The sequence below is a fragment of the Sphingomonas sp. Leaf208 genome, assembly GCF_001421415.1.
Lineage (GTDB): Bacteria > Pseudomonadota > Alphaproteobacteria > Sphingomonadales > Sphingomonadaceae > Sphingomonas.
Genome location: NZ_LMKH01000001.1, coordinates 262,017 through 288,724 on the forward strand (window position 1 = coordinate 262,017; position 26,708 = coordinate 288,724).

Below are 26,708 nucleotides of genomic sequence, written 5' to 3' on the forward strand. Positions count from 1 at the left end.
CGTCTTCATGAAAGCAAAATGACTATTCCGTAACGACGCTGTCACATCGTTGCCGCCGGGGTGTCTTCGATCGTGGCTAGCAGGCGGGCAACAGCCGTTACGAAAGCCCGAGACGATGACGATCAACCGCCGCGATGCGCTCAAGTATGCCCTGAAACTTACGGGCTCGGGTGCGACCCTCGCGCTTCCCGCGGTAGCGACACAAGCGGCCGACGCGGCGAAAGCGCGCTTCGATCACGGGGTGGCGAGTGGTGATCCTTCGGTCGACGGCGCCATTCTTTGGACGCGGGCGACACCGGTCGATGCGGCGCAGGCCGGCGACATCGCGCTGACCTGGCACGTCGCGGAGACCGAAGACGGCAAGCCGATCCGCTCGGGCACGGTCAAGGCCCGCGCCGCGCGTGACTTCACCGCCAAGGTCGAGGCGACCGGGCTCCAGCCGGGGCACGAATATCGCTACTGGTTCGACGCCGCGGACGGCACGCGCTCGCCGGTCGGCCGGCTCCGGACGCTGCCGAAGGGCAAGGTCGCCGACGTCGTCATGGCGGTCGTTTCGTGCCAGCTCTACGCCGGCGGCTTGTTCAACGCATATGACGCGATCGCCAAGCTCGACCGGCTCGACGCCGTCCTGCACCTCGGCGACTATATCTACGAATACGGCGTCGACGGGTACGGCGCCGACATCGCCAAGAAGATCAATCGTCTAGTCGAGCCGCGTCACGAGATCGTCAGCCTCGCCGACTACCGGATGCGCCACGCTCAGGTGAAGCGCGACGTCGACATGCAGGCCGCCCATGCGCGCGCTGCGTTCATCTGCGTGTGGGACGATCATGAGGTCGCCAACGACGACTGGATGCACGGTGCCGAGAACCACGACCCCAAGACCGAGGGCGACTGGGACGCGCGCAAGGCGGCGGCGATGCAGGCGTATTTCGAATGGATGCCGATCCGCGACCCCAAGCCCGGCCAGCCTTGGGCGGCGATCAACCGCAGCTTCGATTTCGGCGATCTCGCGACGCTGGTGATGGTCGAGACGCGGTTGCTCGCGCGCAGCCATCAGGTCGTGTCGAAGGGCGAGGCGATCACACCCGCAGAATACGCGCCGATGCTGGCGGAACGCGCGCGGCCCGATCGCGAACTGCTCGGGCCGGCGCAGCTTGCCTGGGTCGAGAAGACGATGGCGGCATCGGTGACCGCGGGAAAGCCCTGGCAGGTGCTGGGCAACCAGATCGTGATGGCGAAGGTCGCGGGGCCCGACATGGAGCGGCAACTCGGGCCGGTGAAATTCGGCGAGACGATGGCGAAGCTGCCGGCGATGTGGCGCGAGCGACTGGCAGCAGGCATCGCTTCGTACCGTGCCGGCATGCCGTTCGGCCTCGACAGCTGGGACGGCTATCCGCCCGCGCGCGAGCGCCTGTACGCGGCGTTCCGGCGTGCGAAGTCGCGGCCGATCGTGCTGTCGGGCGATAGTCATGCGGCTTGGGCGAACGATCTGCACGACGATGCGGGCAAGCTGGTCGCGGTCGAATTCGGCTGCACCGCGATCACCAGTCCGTCCTACGGTTCGCTATTGCCGGGTATCGGCACGTTGATCGCAGACGCCAATAAGGGCGAAGTGCGGTTCTGCGACCAGGACGCCAAAGGCTTCACGCTGCTGACGCTCACGCCTGAGCAGGCGACCGCGGATTTCGTGACCGTGTCGACGGTATTTGCCAAGCCGTTCACCCAAGCGACCGTGAAGCGGTTTCGTGCACAGGCTGCGCGGCCCGAACTGCCGCTGGAAGAGATCGCCTGAAACGATCTGCTCCCGCGAAGAGGAGGTGTCGCCGACGGTGACGGAGGGGGAATACGGAACATCGGTTATCGCTTGCCGCCCCCTCCGTCAGGCAAGCGCCTGCCACCTCCCCCTGACGGGGGAGGATCAGAATGATCGTCGGTGGCTGGCCCTACTGCCTGACAATCAAAGTTTTTCCGTCGCGAAGTTCAATCGACTGTCAATTCCCATTCTCTCAGGGGATATTCATCTCCTCGGACGGAGATGGGAATGCAGCGAGAGGCTTCGAGTTCGACGGTAGGATGGCCGACCGTCCTTCTGGCAGGTATCGTGTACGGCGGATGGATGGTCGCGACGGCATGGCATGTGGTCATTCCGACGCCGTTGCTGGTGCCGATCGGCGGGTGGCTACTTGCCTGGCAGGAATCGCTGCAGCACGAGGTCATTCACGGGCATCCGACGCGGATCCGGTGGATCAACGACGCGATCGGGTTTGCACCGCTGTCGCTATGGCTGCCCTATCGCCTGTACCGCCGCAGCCATGTCGCGCATCACCCCGCGGAGGTCATCACCGATCCTCGGCATGACCCAGAGTCCCGCTACCGGGTACAGGCGCGTGGTTTCGCCGCAGTCCTCGGCCGGCTTCAATCCACGCTTCTCGGTGAGATGGTCTTCGGACCTGCGATCTCGGTCGGCCGGCTCTTCCTGCAAGAGTCCCGCCGACTGGCGCGCGAACCGGCGTGCGTAGCGCGCGACTGGGCGCCACACCTCGTCGCGGTCGCGCTGGTGCTCTGGTGGCTCGACCATGTCGGTCTTGGCGTCGGCCGTTACGTGCTCTGCTTCGTCTATCCGGGCATGGCGCTGACCATGGTGCGCTCCTACGCCGAGCACCGCGCCGATCTCGCGAGCCCCGGTCGCGCCGCCAGCGTCGAGCATGGCGGGCTCCTCGGGCTGCTGTATCTCAACAACAATTTGCATGCCGCGCATCACGAGCGGCCGTCGCTCGCCTGGTACGACCTGCCAGCGTACCATCACCGTAACCGAGCGCGGTTCGCCGACGCGGGGGCACCGATCTATCAGGGGTATGGCGAGATCGTCCGGCGGTTCGCGTTCAGCGCGCATGACGACATGGTCCATCCCCTCCACCGCGAGCCCGTCTCTTGACGGACCGGATCGCCTCGCTTGGGATGTACGATCACCCCGCGCAGCATGATGCCAACGACCGGCTGTGGTCGGCGATTGCCGCCGTCCTGCGCGAACGCGGTGTCGCGGAGGTGCCCGATCGGCTCGATCGAACACGTGACGTCCATGCGATCTGGCGCGATCCGGCGCTGCTGTTCGGCCAGGCCTGTGGCTATCCGTTGATCGCCGATCCGACGCTGGATCTGCGCGTGATCGCGTTCCCGATCTACGCCGGGCGAGAAAGCGGCAGTGTGATCGTGGCGAGAGCGGACGATCCCCGCGGTTCGGTCGCGGTGTTCCGCGGTAGCCGCGCGGCCATCAACGACCGCCAGTCGAACACCGGCATGAACCTGTTCCGCGCGACGGTAGCGCCGTTTGCAGGGCAGGGGCCGTTCTTTGCCGAGGTGGTCGAAACCGGCGCGCATCGAGCCAGCATCGTCGCGGTCGGGACGGGCAAGGCGGATCTCGCCGCGATCGACCGCGTAACCTATGCGACCATCGCACGGTTCGAGCCGGCGTTGGTCGCGCGCCTGAAGATCGTCGCGCCCAGCCCCGCATCGCCGAGCCTGCCCTTCGTGACCGCGACCGGGACCGACGCCGAGACGGTGGCGGCATTGCGAAGCGCGCTCGATCATGTCGCCGCCGATCCCGCGCTCGCGGCGGTACGCGAGACGCTGCTCCTCGCCGGGATCATACCCGCCGAGCCAGGCGCGCTGACCCCGATATCGACGCTGGAAGCCGAGGCCGTCCGGGCCGGCTATCCCACGCTCCGCTGACATGAAGGACAACGCCGTGTCATCAGCATCCGACCCGATCGACCTCGCCGCGACGATCGACGAACTGCGCAGCGCACGTCGCGCCTGGCGGCAGGAGCAGGACGGCCGACATAGCGTCGCGCGCTTCCCGTCGCTGGACGAGACCGGGCGCGCGCTCGACGATCTCGTCGCGGCGCTGTTTCCCGGGCGGCTCGGCATGTTCGCAGGTCCGGTCGAGCGCGAGGACGCGTTCGTCGAGACGCGGCTCCGACAGGCGCTGGAACGGCTGCAACGGCAGGTCGAACGCGAATTCGCCTATTGGCAGGAAGAGGCGGTGCTGTCGTTCGACGTCAGCCATGCGAGCATGATCATCGGCCTGTTCTGCGCCGAACTGGGGCCGATCCGCGAACTGGTCGACGACGATGTCCGCGCGGCATTCCTCGGCGATCCGGCGGCCCGCAGCGCGGACGAGATCCTGATCTGCTACCCCGGCATCGTCGCGATCCTGTATCACCGGATCGCGCACGCGCTCTACGGCCTCGGCGCGCCGATCGTCGCGCGGATCATCTCCGAACTCGCCAACAACCGCACCGGCATCGACATCCACCCGGGCGCGACGATCGGCCGCAGCTTCTTCATCGATCACGGCACCGGCGTCGTGATCGGCGAGACCGCGATCATCGGCGACCGGGTGCAGATCTACCAGCACGTCACGCTCGGCGCGCGCAGTCCGCTCGGCGTGACCGACGTGTCGGCGCGTGAACGGCTCGCGCGGCATCCGATCGTCGAGGACGACGTGGTGATCTATGCCGGTGCGACGATCCTTGGTCGCGTGACGATCGGGCAGGGCGCGACGATCGGCGGTAATGTCTGGCTGCTCGAAGACGTACCCGCCGGCAGCGTGGTCGCACAGCCGACCGCGATGATCCTCGCGGGCGATGCGGCGGACCAGTTGCACGAGACGCTGAGAGGGCGCGCCGCATGATGCGTTTTGCCTGCTGCCGTCGGGAGGATGGGCCGCCCAAGCCCGTGATCGGCGTGTTGTGCTGCAACGAAGTGGTCGATCGTCCGATCCAGGCGGTCGCCACCCGCTTCGTCGAGCCGCTGGTGCGCTATGCCGGCGCAACCGTCCTGCTGGTGCCGGCCGTGGCGGATGCGATGGACACGCGGGCGCTGGCTGGACGCCTAGATGGCCTGTTGCTGACCGGGTCGCGCTCGAACGTCGCAGGGGCACGCTACGGCAAGTCGGACGCGGCCGACGATGCGCTCGATCTGGACCGCGATGCGGTGGCGCTCGAACTCGCGGGCCGGATGATCGAGGCGGGGCGGCCGGTGTTCGGTATCTGCCGCGGCTTGCAGGAGTTGAACGTGCTGTTCGGCGGCACGCTGACCGATGCGCTGGACGATGGCCATCACCGATCGACCGACGACGCGACCGCGTACGAAACGCTGTTCGACCATGTCCATGACGTCACGCTGCGATCTGGCGGGATGCTCGCGGCCGCGATCGCCGAGCCCAGCATCTCGGTCACGTCGGTCCACCGCCAGGGTATCGATCGGCTGGGCGAGGGGCTCAGCGTCGAGGCGCATGCGGTTTCGGACGGGCTGGTCGAGGCGTTCTCGGCGCGCCCGTGCGGCGGCGACGTGCTGGCGGTGCAATGGCATCCCGAATGGGACGTTGCAGCCAGCGCAGCCAGCCGCGCATTCTTTTCACTTATCGGCCAGTCGCTTGGGACCTATCGGGACCGATGACTGCGACCGTTCGTTTGGTTCGCACGGAGATCGTCGCAGAGCGATCCACTAACAGGGACACTATCATGACTGCTTATCGTACCGCGTTGACGCTCGCCGCCTCGACCCTCGCCTTCGCCAGCGCGCATGTTGCTTATGCGCAGGACGTGCCCGCGCAAACGGCGACGGCGCCTGCCGCAGACCCCGCTGCGGCGCCCGACACGGGAGACGATATCATCGTCACCGGCACGCGCGCCGTCGGTCGCTCGCGGCTCGACAGTGCCTCGCCGATCGACGTGTTGAGTTCGGCCGCGATCCAGCGCCAGGGGACGACCGAGCTCGGTGCGGCGCTGTCGGCGGTCGTGCCGTCGATCGACTTCCCGCGGCCGTCCGCGGTCGATGGCACCGACGCGATCCGCCCGGCGACGCTGCGCGGCCTGTCGCCCGACCAGACGCTGGTGCTGGTCAACGGCGTGCGCGGCCATACCGCGGCTTTGCTCAACGTGGGCGGTTCGGTGGGGCGCGGGTCGGCCGCAGTCGACCTGAACACGATCCCGACCGTGGCACTCGATCGTATCGAGGTGCTGCGTGACGGGGCGTCCGCACAATATGGCTCTGATGCGATCGCCGGCGTCGTCAACCTGCGGCTGCGCGAGGCCCGGTCGGGCGGCGGCATGACGGTCAATTACGGCTTCTACAACACCGATATCGACACCGCGCGCGGCAGCCGCAGCACGAACGGCGAGCATGCGCTGACCGTGTCCGGCTGGCAGGGTATCGGCTTTGGCGATGACGGTTTCCTGACCGTTTCGGGCGAGTATCTGGATCGCCAGGCGACCAACCGCGCCGACTTCGACACGCGCACGCTCGTCAAAATCCCCGGCACGCCGGGCCGTGTGACCGGCCTCTTCGGCGACCCCAAGGTCGAGCAATACAGCATCTTCGCCAACGCCGGCACGACGCTGACCGGCACGTGGAAGCTGTACGGCTGGCTCGGCTATCAGGACCGCGACACGCGCAGCGCGGCCTTCCCGCGATTGCCGCTGCAGTCGGACCCGGTAGCAGTCGCGCGACTGGAGCTGGCAGGGCTGTCCGATGGCTTCCTGCCGCTGATCAATACCAAGTCGCGCGACATCAACTCGGCGATCGGCATCAAGGGCGTGGTCGCCGACTGGAACGTCGACCTGACCGCCAGCTATGGCCGCAACAAGATCGGGTTCCGCACGCTGGATTCCGCGAACTATGCCTATGGGCGCGCCACGCAGCGCGACTTCTCCGACGGTGCGCTGATCTACGACCAGTACATCGTCGGGCTCGACGTCGATCGTAAGTTCGATGTGTTGCAGGGCGTCAACGTCGCGTTCGGGCTCGAAGGGCGCCGCGAGGGGTTCAAGATCCAGTCGGGCGAACTCGCATCCTATGGCTATCCCGCCGCTGGGACAGTGACCGGCGCACTGCCGAGCGCACCCCCAGGCGCGCAGGGCTTTGGCGGATTCTCACCGGACAACGCGATCGAGCGGAGCCGTCGCAACGGCAGCGTCTATCTCGATGTAGAAGCGCAGGTGACGGACAAGTTGCTGCTCGGACTCGCCGGACGCGGGGAAGACTATTCCGATTTCGGCTCGACCGGCACCGGTAAGGTCTCCGCGCGCTATGACTTCGCGCGCTGGTTTGCGCTTCGCGGAACGGCATCGACAGGCTTCCGCGCGCCGGCTCTGCAGCAGCAGTATTTCACGTCGGTCGCAACCGTCATTCAAAACGGAAACCCAGTTCAGACCGGAACCTACCCATCGGTAAGCCCCATTGCGGCTAGGCTCGGAGGCCTTCCTCTCGAGCCTGAGAAGTCGACGAATTTCTCGGTCGGTACCGTCATTCGCTTTGGCGGGTTCGACCTGACAGTCGATGCGTACCGCATCCGCATCCGCAATCAGATCGGTCTTTCGGAGAACATCACCACGTCGCCGACCCAATCCGCCGCGGTCAATGCGCAGATCCTCAACTTGCTCGCGGGATCAGGGGCAACGGCAGCGCGGTTCTTCGTCAACGGCATCGCCTCGACCACCAAGGGCATCGACGCGGTCGCGCATTACCGGCTGCCGACCGATGCTGCCGGGACGTTCGACCTGACGATCGCCGGCAACGTCAACGACGTGGACGTGACGCGCGTGCCGACATCGACCTCGACGCTCAACCCGGCACCGACGCTGTTCGCTCGCAACCGCATCGAATCGCTGGAGAACGGTACGCCGGGCGAGAAGGTGACCGGGTCGATCGATTGGTCGCTCGACCAGCTCGGCGCACTGGCCCGCGTCACCTATTATGGCGACGTGACGCAGCCCGGCACGACGGCTGCCGGCGACGTGCACAGCGGCAAGCACCTGATCACCGATCTCGAACTCCGCTACCAGGCGAAGAAGGGCGCGCAGATCGGGCTCGGCGTCAGCAACCTGTTCGACGTCTATCCCGACGCGACGAGCATCGCGAACAACCCGACCGGGGTGATCGGCTACCCGTATTACTCGCCGTTCGGGTTCAACGGCCGCTACGTCTACGCACGCGCCGGCCTGAGCTGGTGATTAAATCATAGTCGTGCGATAGGGTATTGCGTTCGGCCGCATCGCTGGGTAGCTTTCGGTTCCAGGATCGATTTCGCGCATTGCAGTCGTAATTCTGCACTAGTCATCACGGAGACCATTCGATGAAGAAGATCACGATCGTGCCAATGATTGCAGTCCTGGCGCTTGGCCTTGCCGCCTGCACGAAGCCCGCAGCGACCGAGAACGTTACCGACATTCAGTCGAACACGGTCGTCGAAGAGTCGGACGCGAATCTTTCCGCGGTAGATGGTATCGAAACGAGCAACTCGGCTGATCTCGAGAACTCGGTCGATTCGAATTCGAGCGGCAACGCGCTCTGATCAGTGACTTCAAATTGTAAAAGACGGCTTGGTTCGGTAATCGAACCATCTGTTTGAAGACTAGAAAGGCGACGTACTTTCCGTTCTGGGGAAGTCGTCGCCTTTTGAATTTTTGCGCTGTAGAAGTACGTTTTCAAGCCGATGCATTTCGGCGTAATTTATACTCTACTCACCGAGGGTAGGGAATAACTCTATTCCTATTTGATAAGTGGGTATTACAACGGGGCAACGTCAGGCGAAGTGAAGCTCCCTAGACGGAACCTAGTGGTCCAGTGGAGCCCTTCTGCTGGGCCACCATTTTTGAGCGCGAGCTCTGGAAGAGTTCGCGGCCTGCCGGCATCTGACAGGGGCCGTATTCTCGAATATTCCCTATTAGTCAGCTGGTCTTCGGTACCGCGTTGGATCGACGTCCGCGCCAATAGCGGATCGCGGTCATCACCACCGCGACAACGACTGCGAGGATCGCAACGCCGGCCAACTTATGCCTCGGCATGATGCTGTGGACCGCGTCGAGCAGCGTATCCCCGAACAGATAGCCGATGCCGGTGAACATCACGCCCCAGACTACCGCAGAGATCGCATTGAGCATCATGAACGTGCGTGCGGGGACATGCGACGTGCCGATAGCTATGGGGCTGATCGTGCGCAGGCCGTAGAGGAAGCGGAAGCCGAGGATGAAGACGGTCGGATGGCGTTCCAGCGTGTCGAGTGCCTTGGCGAAGGCCGGCTTGGCGGCGATCTTGCGAACGCGGGCCGTGTCGCGGAAACGACGCCCGGCGAGGAAGAAGAGCTGGTCCGCGGCGAACGATCCCGCGACGGCCGCAGCGGCGCTGCCCCAGAGCGGCAGCAAATGCTGATGCGCCAACACACCGCCCGTGACGACCGCGGTTTCGCCTTCGAGCCCCGCACCCAGGAATATCGCGGCGAGGCCGTATTGGGCGATGAGCGTTTCGATCGACATCGCTCGCCCTTGCCGCAGCGCGGAGTTCTCCGCCAGTATCATTTATCCGCCTCGCTACAGGCGGTTATCGACGTCGATGCAGGCTTCTACCGACCGAGATAGTCCATCTTGCCGATCGGCACGCCGCGCATCCGCAACAACGCGTAGGCGGTCGTGATGTGGAAATAGAAATTGGGCAGCACGAACCCGAGCACGTAGTTCTGCCCCGTAAAGTCCAACGTCCGGCTGGGCGTGACGATCGTGACGACGGCATCCTCCTTGCCGTCGATCGCCTCGCGCGGCACGCCCTCGAGGAACGCAACCGTTGCGGCGATGCGCTGCTGCAGCGCTGCGAAACTCGTTTCGTCGTCGGCCATCGCGATCGTCGGGACGCCGCCAAGCCGGACCATCGCGCCCTTGGCCGTGTCGCTGGCGCGCTGGACCTGCGCGGTCAGCGGCGCCATGTCGGTGATCAGTCGCGTGCCAAGCATGTCCGCCTCGGCGATGCCGTGCTCCTGTGCATAGGCTTCGCCCGATTTCAGGATCGCCGAAAGACTGGCGAAACCGCGGCGAAACGCGGGGACGGTGAGGTCATAGAGCTGGGTCATGGACACAGACGTAGGCGCGCAGTCACGTCCGGTCGAGGAGGAACGCGGCGAGCTGGTTCCAGGCGGGCTGCTTTGCCGCGACGCCGATCGTGTGCAGCGGGCTGCTGGAGGGAAGCGCGACGATGGTCGGTCTAGCATAGTTCGGTCCGAGCAGCTTCAGGCCCTGCTTGAGCGCGGTACCGCCGTTGAAAGCGACTGCGCGAAGCTTCGGTAATCGTCCGATGAGCGCGACGATGTCGTTGCCTTCGGCGTCAAGGATCGCCGCGTCGCTGCTTCCACTCCGCCGCGCCGAGCCGATTACGTCCCACAGCGCCACGCCGCTCGCCCGCAACGCCGCCAACCGATCCTCATAGTCGAGCGTAACGAGATCGCAGCCGACGACCGGCGACATCAGCTGCCAGAACTGGTTCTGCGGATGCGCATAATAGCGCTGGGCAGCGAGTGACCGGTCGCCCGGCAGGCTGCCCAGAACCAGAACCCGCGCTTCAGAATCGAAAATCGGCGGAAACGAGTGCTTGAGCGACATTAAGATCCCCGGACTGTCACGACCGCAAGACTATGCGATACGCCGGTTATAACCTAGGGTCGGCACATATGGTCGCACCACGCGCGGTACGATCACAGGAAGGACTGCCACTTGGCACTGAACGGACAATTACCGGCGCTCGCACGGACCGGTATCGACGGGCTCGACGACATTCTGAATGGGGGGCTGACACCGGACCGAATGTACCTTGTCGAGGGTACGCCCGGCACGGGCAAGACGACGCTCGGGCTTGGCTTCCTGCTCGCCGGCGAATCGGTCGGCGAGGCGGGGTTGTATATCACGCTGGCCGAGACCGAAGTCGAGTTGCGCGCGGTGGCGCAGACGCATGGCTGGTCGCTGGACCCGCTGACGCTGTTCGAGATGGTGCCGGCCGACGGCCTTGGCGAAGACCATGAACAGACGTTGCTGCATCCAAGCGAGGTCGAGCTCGGCGAGACGATCCGCGACGTGATGGCGAAGGTTGACGAGCTTCGCCCCAAGCGCGTGGTGATCGACAGCCTGTCCGAACTGCGCCTGCTCGCGCAAAGCCCGATCCGCTATCGCCGCCAGATCCTCGCGCTCAAGCACTTCTTCTCGACGCGGGCCTGCACCGTGCTGTTCCTCGACGACAAGAGCGGCTCGGGCAGCGATCTCCAGTTGCACAGCATCGCGCACGGCGTCATCTCGCTCGAACAGACCTTGTCCGGGTTCGGCGCGCAACGTCGCCGCATGCACGTCGTGAAGATGCGCGGCGTACGGTATCGCGGCGGCTATCATGATTTCGAGATCGAGCGCGGTGGGCTCTGCGTCTATCCGCGCCTCGTCGCGTCCGAGCACGTCATGAAATATTCGGACGAGGCAGTTTCGACCGGCTCGACCGAACTCGACACGTTGCTGGGTGGCGGTCTTATCCCGGGCACCGCGACGTTGCTGACGGGGCCTGCCGGTGTCGGGAAGACGACCGCGTCGGTCCAGTCGGTGATCGCAGCGCTGGAGCGGGGCGAGCGCGCGGCGTACTTTCTGTTCGACGAGCGGTTGCCGACGTTGCTGAAGCGGAGTGCGTCGCTGGGCATGGACCTGATGCCGTTCGTCGAGAACGGGCAGCTCGAGCTGCGGGCGATCGATCCCGCCGAGATGTCGCCAGGCGAGTTCTCCGGCGCGGTGCGGGCTGCGGTCGAGCAGCACAAGGCTAAGATCGTCGTGATCGACAGCCTCAATGCCTACCTCCAGGCGATGCCGAACGAACAGTTCCTGATCCTGCAGATGCACGAGATGCTGACGTATCTCGGTCAGAAGGGGATCGTCAGCCTGCTGATCCTCGGCCTGCACGGGATCACCGGAGACGTCCGGTCCGACGTCGACCTCAGCTATCTGTCCGATACGATCGTCCAGCTCCGCTATTTCGAGGCGCATGGCGAGGTGCGGCAGGCGATTTCGGTCATCAAGACGCGTACCGCACGGCACGAACGCACGATCCGGGAGTTTCAGATCGGTAGCAACGGATTGCTGGTCGGCGAGCCCCTTCGCGAATTCCAGGGCGTGCTGACCGGCGTTCCGACATTCTCGGGCGAAGGAAAGACGTTGATGGCCAGTCGGATGGGGATGCAGGACTCGCGCGTCTGACATGGACGATCGCGTCCTGATCCTGGCGCCCCGCGGGCGCGATGCGGCAATCGCGTCGGACCTGCTCGGGCGGAATGACATCGTCGCCTACGTGTGTCGCGACCAGATGGACCTGATCGCCGAACTCGCCAAGGGCGCGGGCGCGGTGATGCTCACGGAGGAAGCACTCGCGACCGAGGAAGTTGCTCCGCTGGCGGAATGGGTCGCGGCGCAACCCAATTGGGCGGATATCCAGTTCGTCGTGCTGGCCAACGGAACGCGGACGCCGCGCACGCCGCGGGCCACCCAACGCCTTACCGACCTGGGCAATGTCCTGCTGCTGGAGCGCCCGTTGCATGCCGAGGCGATGCTGGGTGCGATCCGGTCGGCGCTCACGGCACGGCGGCGACAATATGAGTTGCGCGACGTCGCGGTGACGCTGGAACGCGCGGTACTTGACCGGACCAGCGAGCTCCGAACCGCGCGCGAGAGCCTGGAGATCGCGCTCGAAGCTGCTGGCATGGGAAGCTGGGACATCGACCTGACGACCGGCGAGTCCCGGCGGACGCTGCGGCATGACGCGATCTATGGCTATCCGGAGGGCCGACCCGACTGGACCATGGAAACGTTCCTCAGCCATATCGACGTGAAGCAACGCGGTATCGTCACGCGCGCGATGACCGAGGCGACCCGAACCGGCGTTATCGACGTCGAGTACCGCATCGATGCGGCCGACGGTGCTTCGCGATGGCTGGTCGCCAAGGGGCGGGTCCAGTATGACGATGCCGGCAAGGCGGCGCGGATGACCGGCGTGGTCTCCGATGTCACCGATCGGAAGGAAGCCGACGCGCAACTCGCGCAGGCGCAGAAGATGGATGCGATCGGCCAGCTGACCGGCGGTGTCGCGCATGATTTCAACAATCTCCTGACGCCGATCGTCGGCAGTCTCGATTTGTTGCGGCGGCGGCACAAGGACGACGAGCGTACGCAGCGGATGATCGGCGGCGCGTTGCAGGCGGCGGAGCGGGCGGCGACGTTGACGCAGCGGTTGCTGGCGTTCGCGCGACGGCAGGCGTTGCAACCGCGGGCGGTCGATATCGGCGCGCTGATCGACGGGCTGGTCGACCTGATGCGGCGGTCGCTCGGGCCGTCGATCGCAGTGACGATCGAGATTCCCCGGCATTTGTCGTCGGCGCGGGTCGATCCCAATCAGCTCGAACTCGCACTGCTCAACCTGGCGATCAACGCGCGTGACGCGATGCCTGGTGGCGGCAAGCTTACCCTTACCGTTAGCGAAGTCGTGGTCGACGAGCGCAATCTCATTGGTCTGGCGCCAGACAGGTATGTCCGGATTGCGGCGATCGATACCGGCGTCGGCATGGACCGCGCCACGCTCGCGCGCGCGACCGAGCCGTTCTTCTCGACCAAGGGCGTCGGCAAGGGCACCGGGCTGGGGCTCTCGATGGTCCACGGGCTCGCCGCGCAGTCGGGCGGCACGCTCCGCCTGACCAGCGAACCCGGCTCCGGCACGACGGTCGAGCTATGGCTGCCGGCAACCGAGGAAGCGGCGACCGAGACGGTCGAGAACACCGCCGAGCCGGTCATCGCGCGGCGTGCGGCGAAGGTGTTGCTCGTCGACGACGAGGATCTGGTACGCGCCGCGACTGCCGACATGCTGCGCGACATCGGCTATGTCGTGGTCGAGGTCCCGTCCGCTAGCCAAGCGCTGTCGGCAATCCGATCCGGCGTCGATGCAGACATACTCGTCAGCGATTATCTGATGCCGGGGATGACCGGCGGACAACTCATCACCGAACTCTGGTCGTCGGGCAATCGCATCCCGGCTTTGCTCGTGACCGGCTATGCCGCGGCGGGCGAGGACGTGCCCGAGGGCGTCACTCGTTTGTCGAAGCCGTTCCGCCAGACCGATCTCGCCGCGCGGGTCGACGAACTGCTGCGCCAGTCGCCGCCGGGCCGCCCCAAGCTGCGCGCGGTCGAGTGAGATCGGACCGGGCGAACGTCGCCCGGTCCGATATTCTTGCGGACTTTAGAAGCCCTTCTTCAACGACACGAAGAACTGCCGTGGCGCGCCAGCGAGCAACGTCTGGTTGTCACCGCTGGCGGTGAAACCATTCGATCCGATCGTCGAAATATACTTCTTGTTGGTAAGGTTGGTCACGTTGCCCTCGATCGCGACGCCGTGAAGCGCACCGTCGCCCTCGAAGCGGTAGCCGATGCTGGCATCGACCAGCACGCGGCTCGGCACCGACTGGTCGTTGAGGTAGGTGAAGTAGCGCTTGCTCATGTAATCCGCGCCGACCCGGCCGGTGAAGCCCGACTGTTCGAGCACGATCTCGCCCTTGACCATGTGCTTGGGCGTATCGACGACGGTGTCGCCCTTGCGAACCTGGACCGAGCCGGAAGCGTCGGTGACCGTGTCCTGATATTCCGCGTTGGTGTAGGAATAGCTCGCGAACAGCGAGAGCGGGCGGAACACGCGGTAATTGGCGGAGACTTCCGCGCCGTACGTGCGCACGCTGCCCGCGTTGTTGAGCGTCGGGGCGTTGCCGAGGATGCCGACACCGTTCGCAAAGGCGAGCAGGCGGTTCGAGAAGTCGACATAATAGCCGACCGCCGAAGCCTGGAACGGTCCGCTGTGGAGGCGGACGCCGCCCTCCGCAGTCTTCGAGCGCTCGGGCTTGAGGCGGCCGCGGACGGCGTTGAAGCCGGCCTGCGTCGCCGCGAACGGTCCGGTCGTCGCCGATGACACGAACGCCCGCATGTTCTCGGTATAGTCGGCAAACACTTCCGCCGCCGGGGTCAGCTTGAACAATATGCCGGCCTGTGGCTGGAACCAGTCCTTGGCGGAGATACGGCCGACCGACAGCGGCGAGCTCGTATCGGGCAGCATCGTCGCGCTGTTGACGACATAGGCGCCCTTCCACCCGGCGTTGACGATCAACCGGTCGTTCATGAGCTTCAGCGTGTCCTCGACATGATACTGCATCGTGTCGGTGCCGTATTTGCCGTCCCACTGCGTCGCGTAGGAATTCTTCTGGAACTTCAGCACGTCGCGGTTGGGCGTCGCGCTGTCGGTCATGCCGTAGAAGCGCCGCGCCTGCGTGAAGGTGTTGATCTCGAGCCAGCCGCCCACCTCGAAGGTGTTCGCACCCGTCTCATAGGCGATGTTGCTGAGCGCACCGCCGCGCTTGATGCTGTATTCGGTCGTCCGGAAGCCGAGCGGGCTGGGCGCAGTGATGGCGCTGCCGTCTTGGTTCAGCGCACCCGCCGGGGTCGGCGAATAGGGCGTGATCCACGACCCCTGACCCTTGTTGTCGTGATAGTAACCGGTCGTGGTCATCGTTAGCTCGGGCGTCAGGTTAGCATCGAGCGTGACGCCGCCAAGGTAATCGCGCCGGACGCCGCCTGCATCGAAATACGCATCGTCGACCGTCCCGAACCCGGTCGGGAAGGTCGTGCCGGTGCCGGCCCACGGTGCGACGAAGCCGACCGACGAGCCGTTGTTCGCCTTCGTATACGTCGCGAGCGCACCCTGGTTCTGGTAGGTTTTCGCGATCTGCAGCGCGAGCGGATAGTTGTCGGCGATGTTGTCGTTACGCAGGCCGCGACGACGGATGATGTCGTAGCTGAGATCCTGGTAATCCTGCTCGCGACGATCGGAGAAGTTCAGGAACGCGGACAGGCTGCCGAACGCACCCAAATCCTTGACGATCTTGCCGTTCGCCTGGTGCTGGCGCTGGACGCCGTCGCCCTTCCACTTGTCGGTGGTGAGGTAGCCGTAGCTCAGATAGCCCTTCAGCCCGCCGCCGAGATCGCCGCTGTCGATACGCGCATAGCCGCGGTACGTGTTGTCCGAGCCATAGGTGCCGCCGCCGGTGACGTTGGCGGTGTCGCGCGGTTTGTCGCTGAAGAACTGGATCGTGCCGCCGAGATTGCTGGTCGATGCGGTGCCGAGCGCGCCCGCGCCCTGCGCGACTTCGGTGCGGGCGACGTTCTCGGAGATGATCGCGCGGCTGATGTGCAGGCCATTGACGTTGCCGTAGCTCATGTCACCGAGCGGCACGCCGTCGAGCGTGAAGCCGAGCTGGTTCTGGTTGAACCCACGCAGCGAAATCCGGACCGCCCATTCATACGCGCCGAACGGGTCGGACGCCTGGAAATTGACGCCGGGAAGCTTCTCGATCGCTTTCAACGGGCTTGAACCGGGGGTGAGACGCGCGAGGTCGACGGCGCTGACGCTCTGCACCTGGCGGCTCTGGCCAAAGCCGAGCACGACGATGTCGGACGACGTCTCGGGTGCCGGATCGGCTTGGACTTCTGCCGGCGCAGCTACCGGGGTTTCCGGTGCGGCCTGGGCAAACGCGGCAGGCGTGGCGAGCGCCGCGAGTGCGACACCGGCGAAGAGCGACGATATGGTCTGCATGATGTCCCCTGAAGCGCGACGGCGCTCAGCGGCCCTTTGCCGATCGACGTGACGCGTCGGCGACAGATCCAAGACGATTTCGAGACGGTCGGCGATATTGTTACGGTAGTGACCTGAATGCCTCGCCTAACGGGAGAGAGAAGGGGCCCGCGGCTACTTGGCTGCGGGAAGGGTGAGGGCACGTGTGCCAGTCACGAAGGCCATCACCCCCGCATCATCCGCGCGATCGTCTTCGCCGCCGCCGCGCCATAAGGCGGCTTGAGCCCGGCAATCTTGGCGACGTCCAACTTCGACTGCTTGTAGACCGCCCGCGCATGGCTGAACGTGCGGAAGCCGTCGATGCCGTGATAGGCCCCCATCCCCGACGGTCCGCTGCCGCCGAAGGGAAGGTCCTCCATCGAGACGTGGAAGATCACGTCGTCCAACGTCACGCCGCCCGAAATCGTCCGGTCCATCACCCGCCGGCGCTCAGTGTCATCGGTGCCGAAATAATAGAGCGCGAGCGGCCGGTCGCGGCGGTTCACCTGCGCGATAGCGTCGTCGATGCCGTCGTAGCGGCGGATCGGCAGGACCGGGCCGAAGATCTCCTCCTGCATCACGATCATGTCGTCGGTCGCGTCGCGGACGATGTGCAGCGGCATTTTCCGCGAATTGGCGGCGCCGAAATCCTCGTTGGCGGGGTTCACGACCTCGACCGTCGCGCCCTTGGCCTTAGCGTCGGCGATCCAGTCGGTAAGTCGCTGGTGGTGGCGATCGTTGACCACCGACGTATAGTCGGCGTTAGCGAGCAGCGTAGGGTACATTGCGCTCGCCGCCGCCTTGATGCCGTCGACGACCTGCGCCTCGTTTGCGGAGGGCACGAGCAGGTAATCGGGCGCGAGGCAGATCTGACCGGCGTTCATCATCTTGGCGAGCGTCACGCGTTCGGTGGCACGCGTGATATCCGCCGACGCCCCGAGGATGACGGGCGACTTGCCGCCCAGTTCGAGCGTGACGGGCGTCAAATTGTCGGCGGCGGCATGGAGGATATGGCGACCGATCGCAGTTGCGCCGGTGAAGATCAGGTGGTCGAACGGCAGCGCGGCGAACGCCTTCCCGACATCCGCACCGCCCGAAATGACGGCAAATTCGTCCTGCGCAAAATACTTCGGCACGACCTCCTCGAACAGCGCGGCCGTCGCGGGCGTGTACTCGCTCGTCTTCGCCATGGCGCGATTGCCCGCGGCGAGCACGCATGCGAGCGGCGCCATCAGGAGGTTAACCGGGAAATTCCATGGCGCGATGATGCCGATGACGCCCTTGGGCTGGTACTCGACCCACGCCCTCGCCCCGAGCAGCCCCAGTGGAAACTGGACCGCGCGCCGCTCCCGCCGCAACCACCGATCGAGATGCTTCGCGGCATGCGCGATGGGCGCAAGCGAAGCGCCGATATCGGTGATCATAGTCTGCTCGCGGCTACGGTGCCCAAAATCCTCCGACACCGCGTCGCAGAACGCCGCAGCATTGTCCCGAACCATCGCCGCCGCACGCTTGAGCCGATCGAGGCGGACGGCTTTGGTCACGGGCAGCTCGGCCATGAACGCATCACGCTGGCCGGCGAGGATAGTCTGCATATCGGTCATTGGCGGTCCTTCAGGGCACGAGCACGATCTTGCCGACATGCGTTGCGGCAGCCATGGCGGCAAACGCGTCCCGCCATTCGGCCAGGGGATATATGGCATGGACGCGGGGGCGGAGGCGACCTTCGCCCGCCATCGCCCATATCGCATCGAGGTTCTCCGTGCCGAGCCGCGGGTAGCGGCGGGCATATTCGCCGGCGCGGACGCCGATGACGGAAAAGCCTTTGATCAACGCGATGTTGGTCGGCAGCGTCGCGATCCGGCCCGAGACGAACCCGACGACCATCAGGCGTCCGCCGAATGCGATGCAGCGCGTCGACTCGTCGAACACGTCGCCGCCCACGGGATCGACGACGATATCCGCGCCCCCGCCGGTCAGGTCGCGCACCGCTTCTCGAAAGCCGGGTGCGGGCAAGGTTACGGCGGGTGCGTACGTGTCGGCAACGACCTGCAACTTCTCAGACGAGCGCGACGTGGCGATCACGCGCGCGCCCAGGGCTTGCGCGAGATCGACCGCGGCAAGCCCGACGCCGCCGGTAGCACCGTGGACCAACACCCAGTCGTTGGTCGCGAGTGTACCCAGGCGGACGAGCGCCACATAGGCGGTCAGGTAGGCGACGCCGATCGAGGCTGCCGTCACATAGTCGAGGCGCGGGGGAATGAGGCGGGCGGCGCTGGCATCGCACGCGACGATCTCGGCGAACGCGGCGAGCCTCGTGCCGCACACCACCCGGTCACCGGGAGCGAAACCGCTAGCTGCATCCGCTTCGATCACGTCGCCCGCGACTTCCATGCCCGGGACGAACGGGAGCGGCGGTTTCAGCTGATACTCGCCGCGCGTCATCAGCAAGTCCGGATAGTTGAGCGAAGTCGCACGCATCCGCACAAGCAACTGGCCCGGCGACCGCTTCGGCTCGGGTATGTCGTCGAGCGCCACGCCCGACAGGTCCGCCGACAGCGCTGAGACGCGTACCGCTCTCACGCGCCGACCGGGAGGTCCCGGAACGCCTGATCCTTGTCGACGCGGATTTCGCCGGGAAGGCCGAGGACGCGTTCGGCGATGATGTTCTTGAGAATCTCGTCGGTGCCGCCGGCGATGCGCAGGCCTGGTGCCCACATCGTCGCGGCGTGGAACGCGCCTTTCAGCGGCGTGAGCGCGGGGGCGGATATGATGCCGTATTGATCGCCCGCCTCGACCGCGGTGTTGCCGATCGCTTGCAACTGGTTGGCGGCGACGATCTTGCCGATCGAGCTTTCGGGACCGGGCACCTGTCCCTTCGACAGCGCGGTGATGGTCCGCATCCGGGTGTTGCGCAGGCCCTCAGATTGCACCCACCAGTCGGCGAGCGTCTGGCGAAACGCGGCGTCCTTCAGCAGCGGGCCGTCTGCGCCATTGGCCTGGGCGGCGAAGGCGAGAATGTCCTCGGGGCCGACGCCGCCGCTCGTGCCGATCGCGAGACGCTCGTTCATCAGCGTGAACAGCGCGACTTTCCAGCCGCCGTCGACCGGGCCGAGCCGTTGCGCGTCGGAGATCCGGACGTCCTCGAACCAGACTTCGTTGAAGCTCGACCCGCCGGACATCTGGTGGATCGGGCGGATCTCGATCCCCGGTGCCTTCAGGTCGAGCCAGAACATCGTCAGGCCCTGATGCTTGGGGACGTCGGGATTGGTACGAACGAGAACGATGCCATAGTCGCTGTAATGCGCGCCCGAGGTCCAGAGCTTCTGGCCGTTGATCACCCAGTCGTCGCCGTCGCGCACCGCGCGCGTGCGGATCGCGGCGACGTCGGAGCCGCCGGCGGGTTCGGAGAAGAGCTGCGACCAGATCTCGTCGCCGCGCACCGCGGGGCCGACGAAGCGGTGCTTGGTCGTGTCGTCGGCATAGGCCATCACGGTCGGCACGCACATGCCGAGGCCGATCGTGAAATAGCCGCCGTCGACCGCGTGTTTCGCCTCTTCCTGGCCGAAGATGACGCTTTCGATCGGCGTGCCGCCGCCGCCGCCCCATTCCTGCGGCCAGGTGATGCACGCATAGCCGCCGGCCGCTTTCCGCGCCTGCCATGCCTTCGCCTTGGTCATGTCGTCGGGGTAGTGACCGGCGGCATGCTCGGCGATGTTCGCATCGAGCCAGTCGCGCGCGGCGGCGCGATACGTGGCTTCGGCGTCGCTGTCCTTGAAGTCCATGCTCGTCCTTTCAGGCGGCGTTGCGCATTTCGAGTTGGCCGACGAGGCGTTCGCGCCACGCGGCGGGGCTGCCGGCGACGAGCGCGAGCTGGCGCGAGCGGCGGTAATAGAGGTGGCAATCGGACTCCCAGGTGAAGCCCATCCCGCCATGCGTCTGGATGTTCTCCTTCGACGCGAACCAGTAGGCGTCGGAGGCGGCGACCCGCGCGGTCGCGGCGGCGAGCGGCAGTTCGGCGGCGCCCGCGTTCAGCGCCCATGCGCCGTAATAGGCGTTCGAGCGCGCGAGTTCGTTCTTCACGTACATGTCGGCGAGCTTGTGCTTGATCGCTTGGTAGCCGCCGATCTGTCGGCCGAACGCGTAGCGATCGAGCGCGTAGCCCTTCGCCATCTCGAGACAGCGATCCGCGCCGCCGAGCTGCTCGAACGCGAGGAGGACGGCGGCGCGGTCGAACACCGCCTGCATCGCGGCGATGCCGTCGTCGGTGCCGAGCTTCTCGCACGGGGCGTCGGTGAAGGTGAGTCGGGCGGCGCTGCGAGTCGGGTCGAGTGTTTCGAGGACTTCCGCTGTGACGCCAGCGCCCTTTTCTATAAGGTAAAGACCGTCGCGGGCGAGGACGACGATCAGGTCGGCGACGTCGCCATCGGTGACGGGAATCTTCTCACCGGTAAGTTTTCCACCGGCGACGGTGGTGCGGATCGATCGTGCGGTGACCGGGCCGGCGCCTTCGGAGGTTGCGAACGCGCCGATGACGTCGCCCGCCGCGATCCTCGGCAGCCATCGGACCTTCTGGGTGTCACTGCCGTACAGCATCAGCGCCTCGGCGACGAAGTAGACGGTCGACGCGAACGGGATTGGTGCGCAGGCGCGGCCGAGTTCCTCGGCGATCGCGCAGAGTTCGATATGGCCGAGGCCTAACCCGCCGAATTCCTCGGGGATCGCCGCGCCGAGCCAGCCTTGTGCGCCGACCGCCTTCCACAGCTCCATGTCATAGGCCTTGGCGGGATCGTCGAGTACCGCGCGGACACGGTCGCTGCCGCAGTGCGCGGCCAGGAATTTGCGCGCTTCGTCCTTGAGGAATTTCTGGTCGTCGGAATAATCGAAGTTCATGCGGACTCCTTCGAATGCGCCCAATATTCGTCGCGGAGCAGGCGCTTGTAGAGCTTGCCCGTCTCGTGCCGCGGCAGCGTCTCGCGGAAATCGATCCGGCGCGGCGCCTTCACATGGCTGAGGTTCGCGCGGGCGAAGGCGCTGAGTTCGGCGGCGAGCTGCACGCGGTCTTCGGACGGGTCGGCAGGGCAGACGATCGCCACCACCTGCTCGCCCATCTCGTCGTCGGGCGCGCCGATCACCGCGACGTCGGCAACTTTTGGGTGGGTGACGAGGAGGTTCTCGATTTCGGCCGGATAGATGTTGACGCCGCCCGAGATGATCATGAAGCTCTTGCGGTCGGTGAGGTAGAGATAGCCCTCTTCGTCGAGCCAGCCGACGTCGCCGAGCGTCGTCCAGCCGTGTGCGTTGGCGGCTTCCGCGGTCTTGGCGGGGTCGTTGTGATATTCGAACGCGCCGCCGCCCGCGAAATACACGTCGCCTTCGGCACGCGGTGGCAATGCGTTGCCATCCTCATCGCAGATCATCGTCTGCGCGGTAAGATTGCGGCCGACCGAACCCTGGTGCGTTAGCCATTCCGCGCTGGAGATCGCGCAGAACCCGTTGCCTTCGGTACCGGCGTAATATTCGCCGATGATCGGCCCCCACCAGTCGATCATCGCCTGCTTGACCGGGAGCGGGCAGGGGGCCGCGGCGTGCCATACCGCCTTCAACGACGATACGTCGTAGCGCGCGCGGACTTCGGGCGGCAGTTTGAGCAGGCGGATGAAGTGCGTCGGTACCCATTGCGCATGCGTGACGTGGAACCGTTCGATTGCGGCAAGCGCGGCTTCCGGGTCGAAATGCTCCATCACGACGACGGTGCCACCAACCTGATGCACCGCCATCGACCAGCGCAGTGGCGCCGCGTGATAGAGCGGCGCGGGCGAGAGATAGACCATCTCGGGCGTGAACCCGTACAGCCCCTTGCCGAGCATCACGAGGGGCGAGACGTTGGTGCCGAACGGCTCGTCCGACAGCGCGTGCTTAACGCCCTTCGGCTTGCCGGTGGTGCCCGACGAATAGAGCAGGATACCGCCGGGCGAGGGATCGGCAATGGGCGTGGCGGGTTTCGCGTCGCGCACCGCTTCGTAGGACGCGTATCCGTCGATCGCGCCGTCGACGACGTAGCGGCGCACGTCGTCGAGCATCGGAACCAAGGCCGCTGCCACCTCTGTGCAACCCTTGCTCGCGATCAGCACGCGGCAGTCGCCATCTCCGATGATGTACGCTGCCTCTGCCGCGGTCAGTTTCGACGAGAGGCACGTGCAATAGACGCCGGTGCGTTCGGCAGCCCACATCACCTCCAGATAGCGCGGCGAATTGTCCATCAGCACCGCGATGCCCTCGCCGCGCTTCAGCCCGAGCGACCGAAACAGATGCGCGCCCTGGTTCGCCCGTTCGTCGAGGTCGCGATACGTCACCGTCTCGCCCGTCGCCGCCATGATATAGGCGGGTTTCTCGGGGGTCGTCAGCGCGTGCGCGACGGGATGCATCAGACGCGCTCGATGATGATCGCCGGCGCCATCCCGCCGCCCGCGCACATCGTCACGAGCCCGCGCTTCAGGTCACGGCGTTCGAGCTCGTCCAATATCGTGCCGATCAGGATCGCCCCGGTCGCGCCGATCGGATGGCCGAGCGCGATCGACCCGCCGTTGACGTTCACCTTGTCGCGGTCGAGCTTCAGGTCGCGGATGAACTTCTCCGCGACCACCGCGAACGCCTCGTTGATCTCCCACAGGTCGATATCGTCGACCGTCAGCCCGGCCTTCGCCAGCACCTTTCGCGCCGCGGGAACGGGGGCGTTGAGCATCAGCGTCGGATCGTCGCCCATGTTCGCCATCGCGACGATCCGCGCGCGAGGCTTCAGCCCGTGCTTGGCGGCATAATCGGCGCTTGCAAGCAGCACGGCGGCGGCGCCATCGACCACGCCCGACGAATTGCCGGCATGATGAACGTGCGCGATTTCGAGGCCGGGATAGCGGCGGTTGATCTGCTTGCGATACGTCGTGCCCTTGTCGTCGAGCGGTATGTCGGCGATCCCGGCGAACGAAGGGCGCAGCGCGGCGAGCCCCTCGGCGGTGGTGTCGGGCCGTGGATATTCGTCCTTTTCGAGCACCAGTGCGCCGGTATCGTCGGTGACGGGGACGAGGCTGCGATCGAACCGCCCTTCCGCGATCGCCACCGCAGCGCGGCGCTGGCTTTCGAGCCCGAGCGCTTCGAGCGTTTCGCGGTCGATCCCCTCGATACTGGCGATCGCGTCGGCGCAGATGCCCTGGTTCGATTGCGGATGCGCCGCGTCTAGCCGTGCGTTGCCCGAACCGATCCCGAGCGGGCGCTTGCCCGCCGCCATGTCGTCCTGCATCATCGTCGTGGTCAGCGACATCATCTCGGTGCCGCCAGCGATCACGAGGTCTTCCATCCCGCTCATGATCTGCGCCGCGGCGAAGTTTACCGCCGTAATCCCACCGCCGCAGAACCGGTCGAGTGTCGTCCCGCTCGCCTTCACGTCATACCCCGCATCGAGCGCCGCCATCCGCCCGAGATCGCCGCTCTGCTCGCCGCGCTGAGTCGAGGTCGACCAGATGATGTCGTCGACATCGGCGGTATCTAGCTTGTTTCGCTCGGCAATCGCCTTCAGGACGGTCGCGGCGAGATGTTGGGGGTGCATGTGCGCAAGCGCGCCCTTGCCGGTCATGCCGATACCGCGCGGGGTACGGACGGCGTCGATGATCAGTGCCTCGGCCACATCGCTCTCCTGTTGCACCCGCCGGTTCGGTCGTGGTGCCTGATGCCGGATTGCGTCCGGCTTCGGTACGACGTAACATTCGTTATGGGGAATGGCTTGTCAAGCAGGGTATTGTTGGAAGACGGGGCGGCACCACGCGCAGATCTGGCGCCGCGCGACTGGTTGGAAATCGGCTTGCAGTTGCTGAAGAATGGCGGGCTCCGCGCGCTGAAGCTTCGCGGCCTGGCGCAGGCGCTTGGTGCGTCAACGGGAAGCTTCTACCATCATTTCAAAGACTTCGATGGATATCATGCGGCACTCGCGGGGTATTTCGTCGAGGCGCATATCGATCCGTTGATCGTCACGCTGTCCGCCTCGGAGCTTCCACCGGTCGAGCGGATCCGCGCATTCGCGGATCATGTTCGCGACCACGACATGGCGCAGCTGGCCTTGGCGATGCGGGCCTGGGCGAAAAGCGACGCGCGGGTGGCCGCGGCGATCCGCGAGCATGACGACACGGTGATGGCGTTCCTCGTCGAGCAGCTCGTTGCGCATGGCTTCGAGCCTGCCGAGGCGGGGATTCGCAGCTATGCGCTGTTGGCGATCGGCCTCAGTCAGGTCCATGCCGCCGAAGGGATTGAGCGCAGCGTCGTTCGAGAGGGATTGCTGACACTGCTGTGCGAGCGCTAGCGTAGTGGACTGACGCGACTCCGTAAAAAAGCGGAGCGCGAACAAGAGGATGCGGGCATGCAGACGTATGACTACGTAATTATCGGCGCGGGCTCGGCCGGCTGCGTGCTCGCCGCGCGACTGACCGAGGATCCGGCGGTGAGCGTGCTGCTACTCGAGGCGGGCGGACGCAACGACGGCGTGCTGGTGCGAATGCCCGCGGGCGTCGGCGAACTCATCAAGAGCAAGAACGCGAGCAACTGGGGCTTTTCGACCGAGCCCGAGCCGCATCTCGACAACCGTCGCCTGTGGTGGCCACGCGGCAAGGGGCTGGGCGGCAGTTCGTCGATCAACGGCATGATCTACACGCGGGGCCATCCGCAGGACTATGACGAGTGGCGGCAGATGGGCTTGCCCGGCTGGTCGTTCGACGACGTGCTGCCGTATTTCAGGCGGCTTGAGGGGCATCATCGCGGCGAGTGCGACCTGCATGGCGGCAGCGGGCCGCTGACGATCTCGGGCGGCGAGTCCGACAGCCCGTTTTACGACGCGCTGGTCGAGGCGGGACGGCAGGCGGGCTATCCGGTGACCGAGGATTTCAACGGCGCGAGCCAGGAGGGCTTCGGGCGCTACGACCTGACCGTCGCGGACGGGAAGCGCTGGAGCACCGCGGCGGCGTATCTGCGCCCGGTATTGTCGCGGCGCAACCTGACCTGCGTCACCGGCGCGCGGACGACGCGGATCCGGATCGACAAGGGACGTGCGACCGGCGTCGATTACGTGCTCGACAAAGGTGCGCGCGCGGAGTCGGTGACCGCCACGCGCGAAGTGCTGCTATGCGCGGGCGCGGTGCAGTCGCCGCATATCCTTCAGCTATCGGGGATCGGCGATCCGGACCGGCTGACCGCGGCGGGTGTCGGCGTGGTGCACGCGCTGCCCGGCGTCGGCGAGAATTTGCAGGACCATCTCGATGTCGTGATGAACTGGAAATCGCGCGGGCTGCGCACCGGCTATGCGATGACCAAGGGCGTCGGGATGATCGGCGTAGGGCTCAATTACCTGTTGCGCGGCAAGGGCGCGGGGCGGCAGCAGTTCCTCGAAGCGGGTGCGTTCGTGTCGTCGCGCGAGGGGCTGTCGCGGCCCGACGTGCAGATCCACGCAGTGCTCGCGATCATGCAGGATCACGGCAAGGTGAAGGCAACCGAGGACGGCTTCACGCTGCATCTCTGCCAGTTGCGGCCGCAGAGTCGCGGACGGATCGGGTTGCGCTCCGCCGATCCGTTCGCCGATCCGACGATCGTCGCGAACTATCTCGCGACCGCGGAGGATCGCCGAGTGATGCGGGCCTGTGTCGGGATCGGTCGCGATGTCGCGCGGCAGGCGGCGCTCGATCCATACCGGGCGGGGGAGTTGTCGCCGGGCGAGGACGTCCGCACCGACGACGAGATCGACGCCTGGGTAAGGCGGACGGCTGAGACGATCTACCACCCGGTGGGGACGTGCAAGATGGGGACCGCGGACGATAAGCTGGCGGTGGTCGATGCGACGTTGGCGGTGCGCGGCTTGCAGGGACTGAGGGTGGTGGATGCGTCGGTGATGCCGACGCTGATCGGATCGAACACCAACGCGCCGACGATCATGATCGCGGAAAAGGCAGCGGACATGATCAAGGGACGGCAGTTGGCGCGCGCGGCTTGAGGGCGGTCGGTATTTGCATCCTCCCCCGCCAGGGGGAGGTGGCACCGCAGGTGACGGAGGGGGAGGACACGGAGCCGGCGTTTCGCTTTCCTCCCCCTCCGTCTGGCGAGCGCCAGCCACCTCCCCCTGGCGGGGGAGGATTAGCAGGTCGCGTTCACCTGGACGGAACGTTTTGACCCTTTGC

Annotated in this window: 21 protein-coding genes; 11 read left to right on the plus strand and 10 right to left on the minus strand. The window is 65.8% G+C overall.

Translation table 11 applies throughout. The features are described 5' to 3' along the window. Positions 1–115: 115 nt before the first annotated feature. From ASE69_RS01030 to ASE69_RS01060, 7 genes are all read left to right on the plus strand, one after another. Positions 116–1,795, plus strand: coding sequence for an alkaline phosphatase D family protein (locus ASE69_RS01030; RefSeq protein WP_056481696.1), 1,680 nt, complete (start codon positions 116–118; stop codon positions 1,793–1,795). Between the two features lie 249 nt (positions 1,796–2,044). Continuing rightward, positions 2,045–2,938: a fatty acid desaturase gene (locus ASE69_RS01035; RefSeq protein WP_082452758.1), complete on the plus strand. Its 894-nt coding sequence runs from the start codon at positions 2,045–2,047 to the stop codon at positions 2,936–2,938. Beyond that, positions 2,935–3,732: a phosphate/phosphite/phosphonate ABC transporter substrate-binding protein gene (locus ASE69_RS01040; RefSeq protein ID WP_156362080.1), complete on the plus strand. Its 798-nt coding sequence runs from the start codon at positions 2,935–2,937 to the stop codon at positions 3,730–3,732. Before ASE69_RS01035 ends, ASE69_RS01040 begins: the two co-directional genes overlap by 4 nt. A 1-nt stretch (position 3,733) precedes the next feature. After that, the gene (gene epsC / locus ASE69_RS01045; RefSeq protein ID WP_056481704.1) at positions 3,734–4,696 is read left to right on the plus strand and encodes a serine O-acetyltransferase EpsC; all 963 of its coding nucleotides are present in this window, start codon (positions 3,734–3,736) and stop codon (positions 4,694–4,696) included. Further along, positions 4,693–5,463 (plus strand): gamma-glutamyl-gamma-aminobutyrate hydrolase family protein, encoded by a 771-nt coding sequence (locus ASE69_RS01050; protein WP_200924084.1) that lies wholly within the window; start codon positions 4,693–4,695, stop codon positions 5,461–5,463. Before epsC ends, ASE69_RS01050 begins: the two co-directional genes overlap by 4 nt. A 65-nt stretch (positions 5,464–5,528) precedes the next feature. Continuing rightward, positions 5,529–8,018 carry a TonB-dependent receptor plug domain-containing protein gene (locus ASE69_RS01055; protein WP_056481707.1) on the plus strand — a complete coding sequence of 830 codons (2,490 nt, stop codon included), beginning with the start codon at positions 5,529–5,531 and terminating at the stop codon, positions 8,016–8,018. A 122-nt stretch (positions 8,019–8,140) separates the two neighbouring features. Next, positions 8,141–8,359: a hypothetical protein gene (locus ASE69_RS01060; protein ID WP_056481709.1), complete on the plus strand. Its 219-nt coding sequence runs from the start codon at positions 8,141–8,143 to the stop codon at positions 8,357–8,359. A 376-nt stretch (positions 8,360–8,735) separates the two neighbouring features. Here the strand turns inward: ASE69_RS01060 and ASE69_RS01065 are convergent, their stop codons facing one another. The 3 genes from ASE69_RS01065 to ASE69_RS01075 form a co-directional block, all read right to left on the minus strand. Then, entirely contained in the window at positions 8,736–9,320 is a 585-nt protein-coding gene (locus ASE69_RS01065) for a DedA family protein (RefSeq protein WP_056482924.1), read from the minus strand. A gap of 86 nt (positions 9,321–9,406) precedes the next feature. Continuing rightward, positions 9,407–9,907 (minus strand): DUF1993 family protein, encoded by a 501-nt coding sequence (locus ASE69_RS01070; protein WP_056481712.1) that lies wholly within the window; start codon positions 9,905–9,907, stop codon positions 9,407–9,409. Positions 9,908–9,929: 22 nt separating this feature from the next. Then, complete coding sequence (locus ASE69_RS01075) at positions 9,930–10,433, minus strand: DNA-deoxyinosine glycosylase (RefSeq protein ID WP_056481715.1); 504 nt, start codon at positions 10,431–10,433, stop codon at positions 9,930–9,932. 111 nt (positions 10,434–10,544) lie between these two features. Here ASE69_RS01075 and ASE69_RS01080 point away from each other — a divergent pair, with 111 nt between their 5' ends. After that, the gene (locus tag ASE69_RS01080) at positions 10,545–12,056 is read left to right on the plus strand and encodes an ATPase domain-containing protein (RefSeq protein WP_056481718.1); all 1,512 of its coding nucleotides are present in this window, start codon (positions 10,545–10,547) and stop codon (positions 12,054–12,056) included. Between the two features lies 1 nt (position 12,057). Next, positions 12,058–14,037: a PAS domain-containing hybrid sensor histidine kinase/response regulator gene (locus ASE69_RS01085; RefSeq protein ID WP_056481721.1), complete on the plus strand. Its 1,980-nt coding sequence runs from the start codon at positions 12,058–12,060 to the stop codon at positions 14,035–14,037. 45 nt (positions 14,038–14,082) lie between these two features. Here ASE69_RS01085 and ASE69_RS01090 read toward each other — a convergent pair whose 3' ends face one another. The 7 genes from ASE69_RS01090 to ASE69_RS01120 all read right to left on the minus strand — a co-directional run bounded on the left by ASE69_RS01090 (position 14,083) and on the right by ASE69_RS01120 (position 24,178). Beyond that, on the minus strand, positions 14,083–16,479 hold the full coding sequence (locus tag ASE69_RS01090; protein WP_056481724.1) for a TonB-dependent receptor domain-containing protein: 2,397 nt from the start codon (positions 16,477–16,479) through the stop codon (positions 14,083–14,085). Positions 16,480–16,682: 203 nt separating this feature from the next. Next, entirely contained in the window at positions 16,683–18,092 is a 1,410-nt protein-coding gene (locus ASE69_RS01095; RefSeq protein WP_414882900.1) for a coniferyl aldehyde dehydrogenase, read from the minus strand. A gap of 19 nt (positions 18,093–18,111) precedes the next feature. Continuing rightward, a complete protein-coding gene (locus tag ASE69_RS01100; protein WP_056481730.1) occupies positions 18,112–19,080 on the minus strand; it encodes an NADPH:quinone oxidoreductase family protein in 969 nt (322 codons plus the stop codon). Continuing rightward, positions 19,077–20,282 carry an acyl-CoA dehydrogenase family protein gene (locus ASE69_RS01105; RefSeq protein ID WP_056481733.1) on the minus strand — a complete coding sequence of 402 codons (1,206 nt, stop codon included), beginning with the start codon at positions 20,280–20,282 and terminating at the stop codon, positions 19,077–19,079. Before ASE69_RS01105 ends, ASE69_RS01100 begins: the two co-directional genes overlap by 4 nt. Positions 20,283–20,292: 10 nt before the next feature. After that, the gene (locus ASE69_RS01110) at positions 20,293–21,390 is read right to left on the minus strand and encodes an acyl-CoA dehydrogenase family protein (protein WP_056481736.1); all 1,098 of its coding nucleotides are present in this window, start codon (positions 21,388–21,390) and stop codon (positions 20,293–20,295) included. After that, entirely contained in the window at positions 21,387–22,925 is a 1,539-nt protein-coding gene (locus tag ASE69_RS01115) for an acyl-CoA synthetase (protein WP_056481739.1), read from the minus strand. The genes ASE69_RS01110 and ASE69_RS01115 overlap by 4 nt, the downstream gene beginning before the upstream one ends. After that, positions 22,925–24,178 carry an acetyl-CoA C-acetyltransferase gene (locus tag ASE69_RS01120; protein WP_056482927.1) on the minus strand — a complete coding sequence of 418 codons (1,254 nt, stop codon included), beginning with the start codon at positions 24,176–24,178 and terminating at the stop codon, positions 22,925–22,927. The genes ASE69_RS01115 and ASE69_RS01120 overlap by 1 nt, the downstream gene beginning before the upstream one ends. 96 nt (positions 24,179–24,274) lie before the next feature. Between ASE69_RS01120 and ASE69_RS01125 the strand changes: the two genes are divergently transcribed. Together ASE69_RS01125 and ASE69_RS01130 are read left to right on the plus strand one after the other, a co-directional pair. Then, a complete protein-coding gene (locus ASE69_RS01125) occupies positions 24,275–24,847 on the plus strand; it encodes a TetR/AcrR family transcriptional regulator (RefSeq protein ID WP_162236821.1) in 573 nt (190 codons plus the stop codon). 57 nt (positions 24,848–24,904) lie between these two features. Then, the gene (locus ASE69_RS01130; RefSeq protein ID WP_056481745.1) at positions 24,905–26,524 is read left to right on the plus strand and encodes a choline dehydrogenase; all 1,620 of its coding nucleotides are present in this window, start codon (positions 24,905–24,907) and stop codon (positions 26,522–26,524) included. The last annotated feature ends 184 nt before the right edge of the window (positions 26,525–26,708 follow it).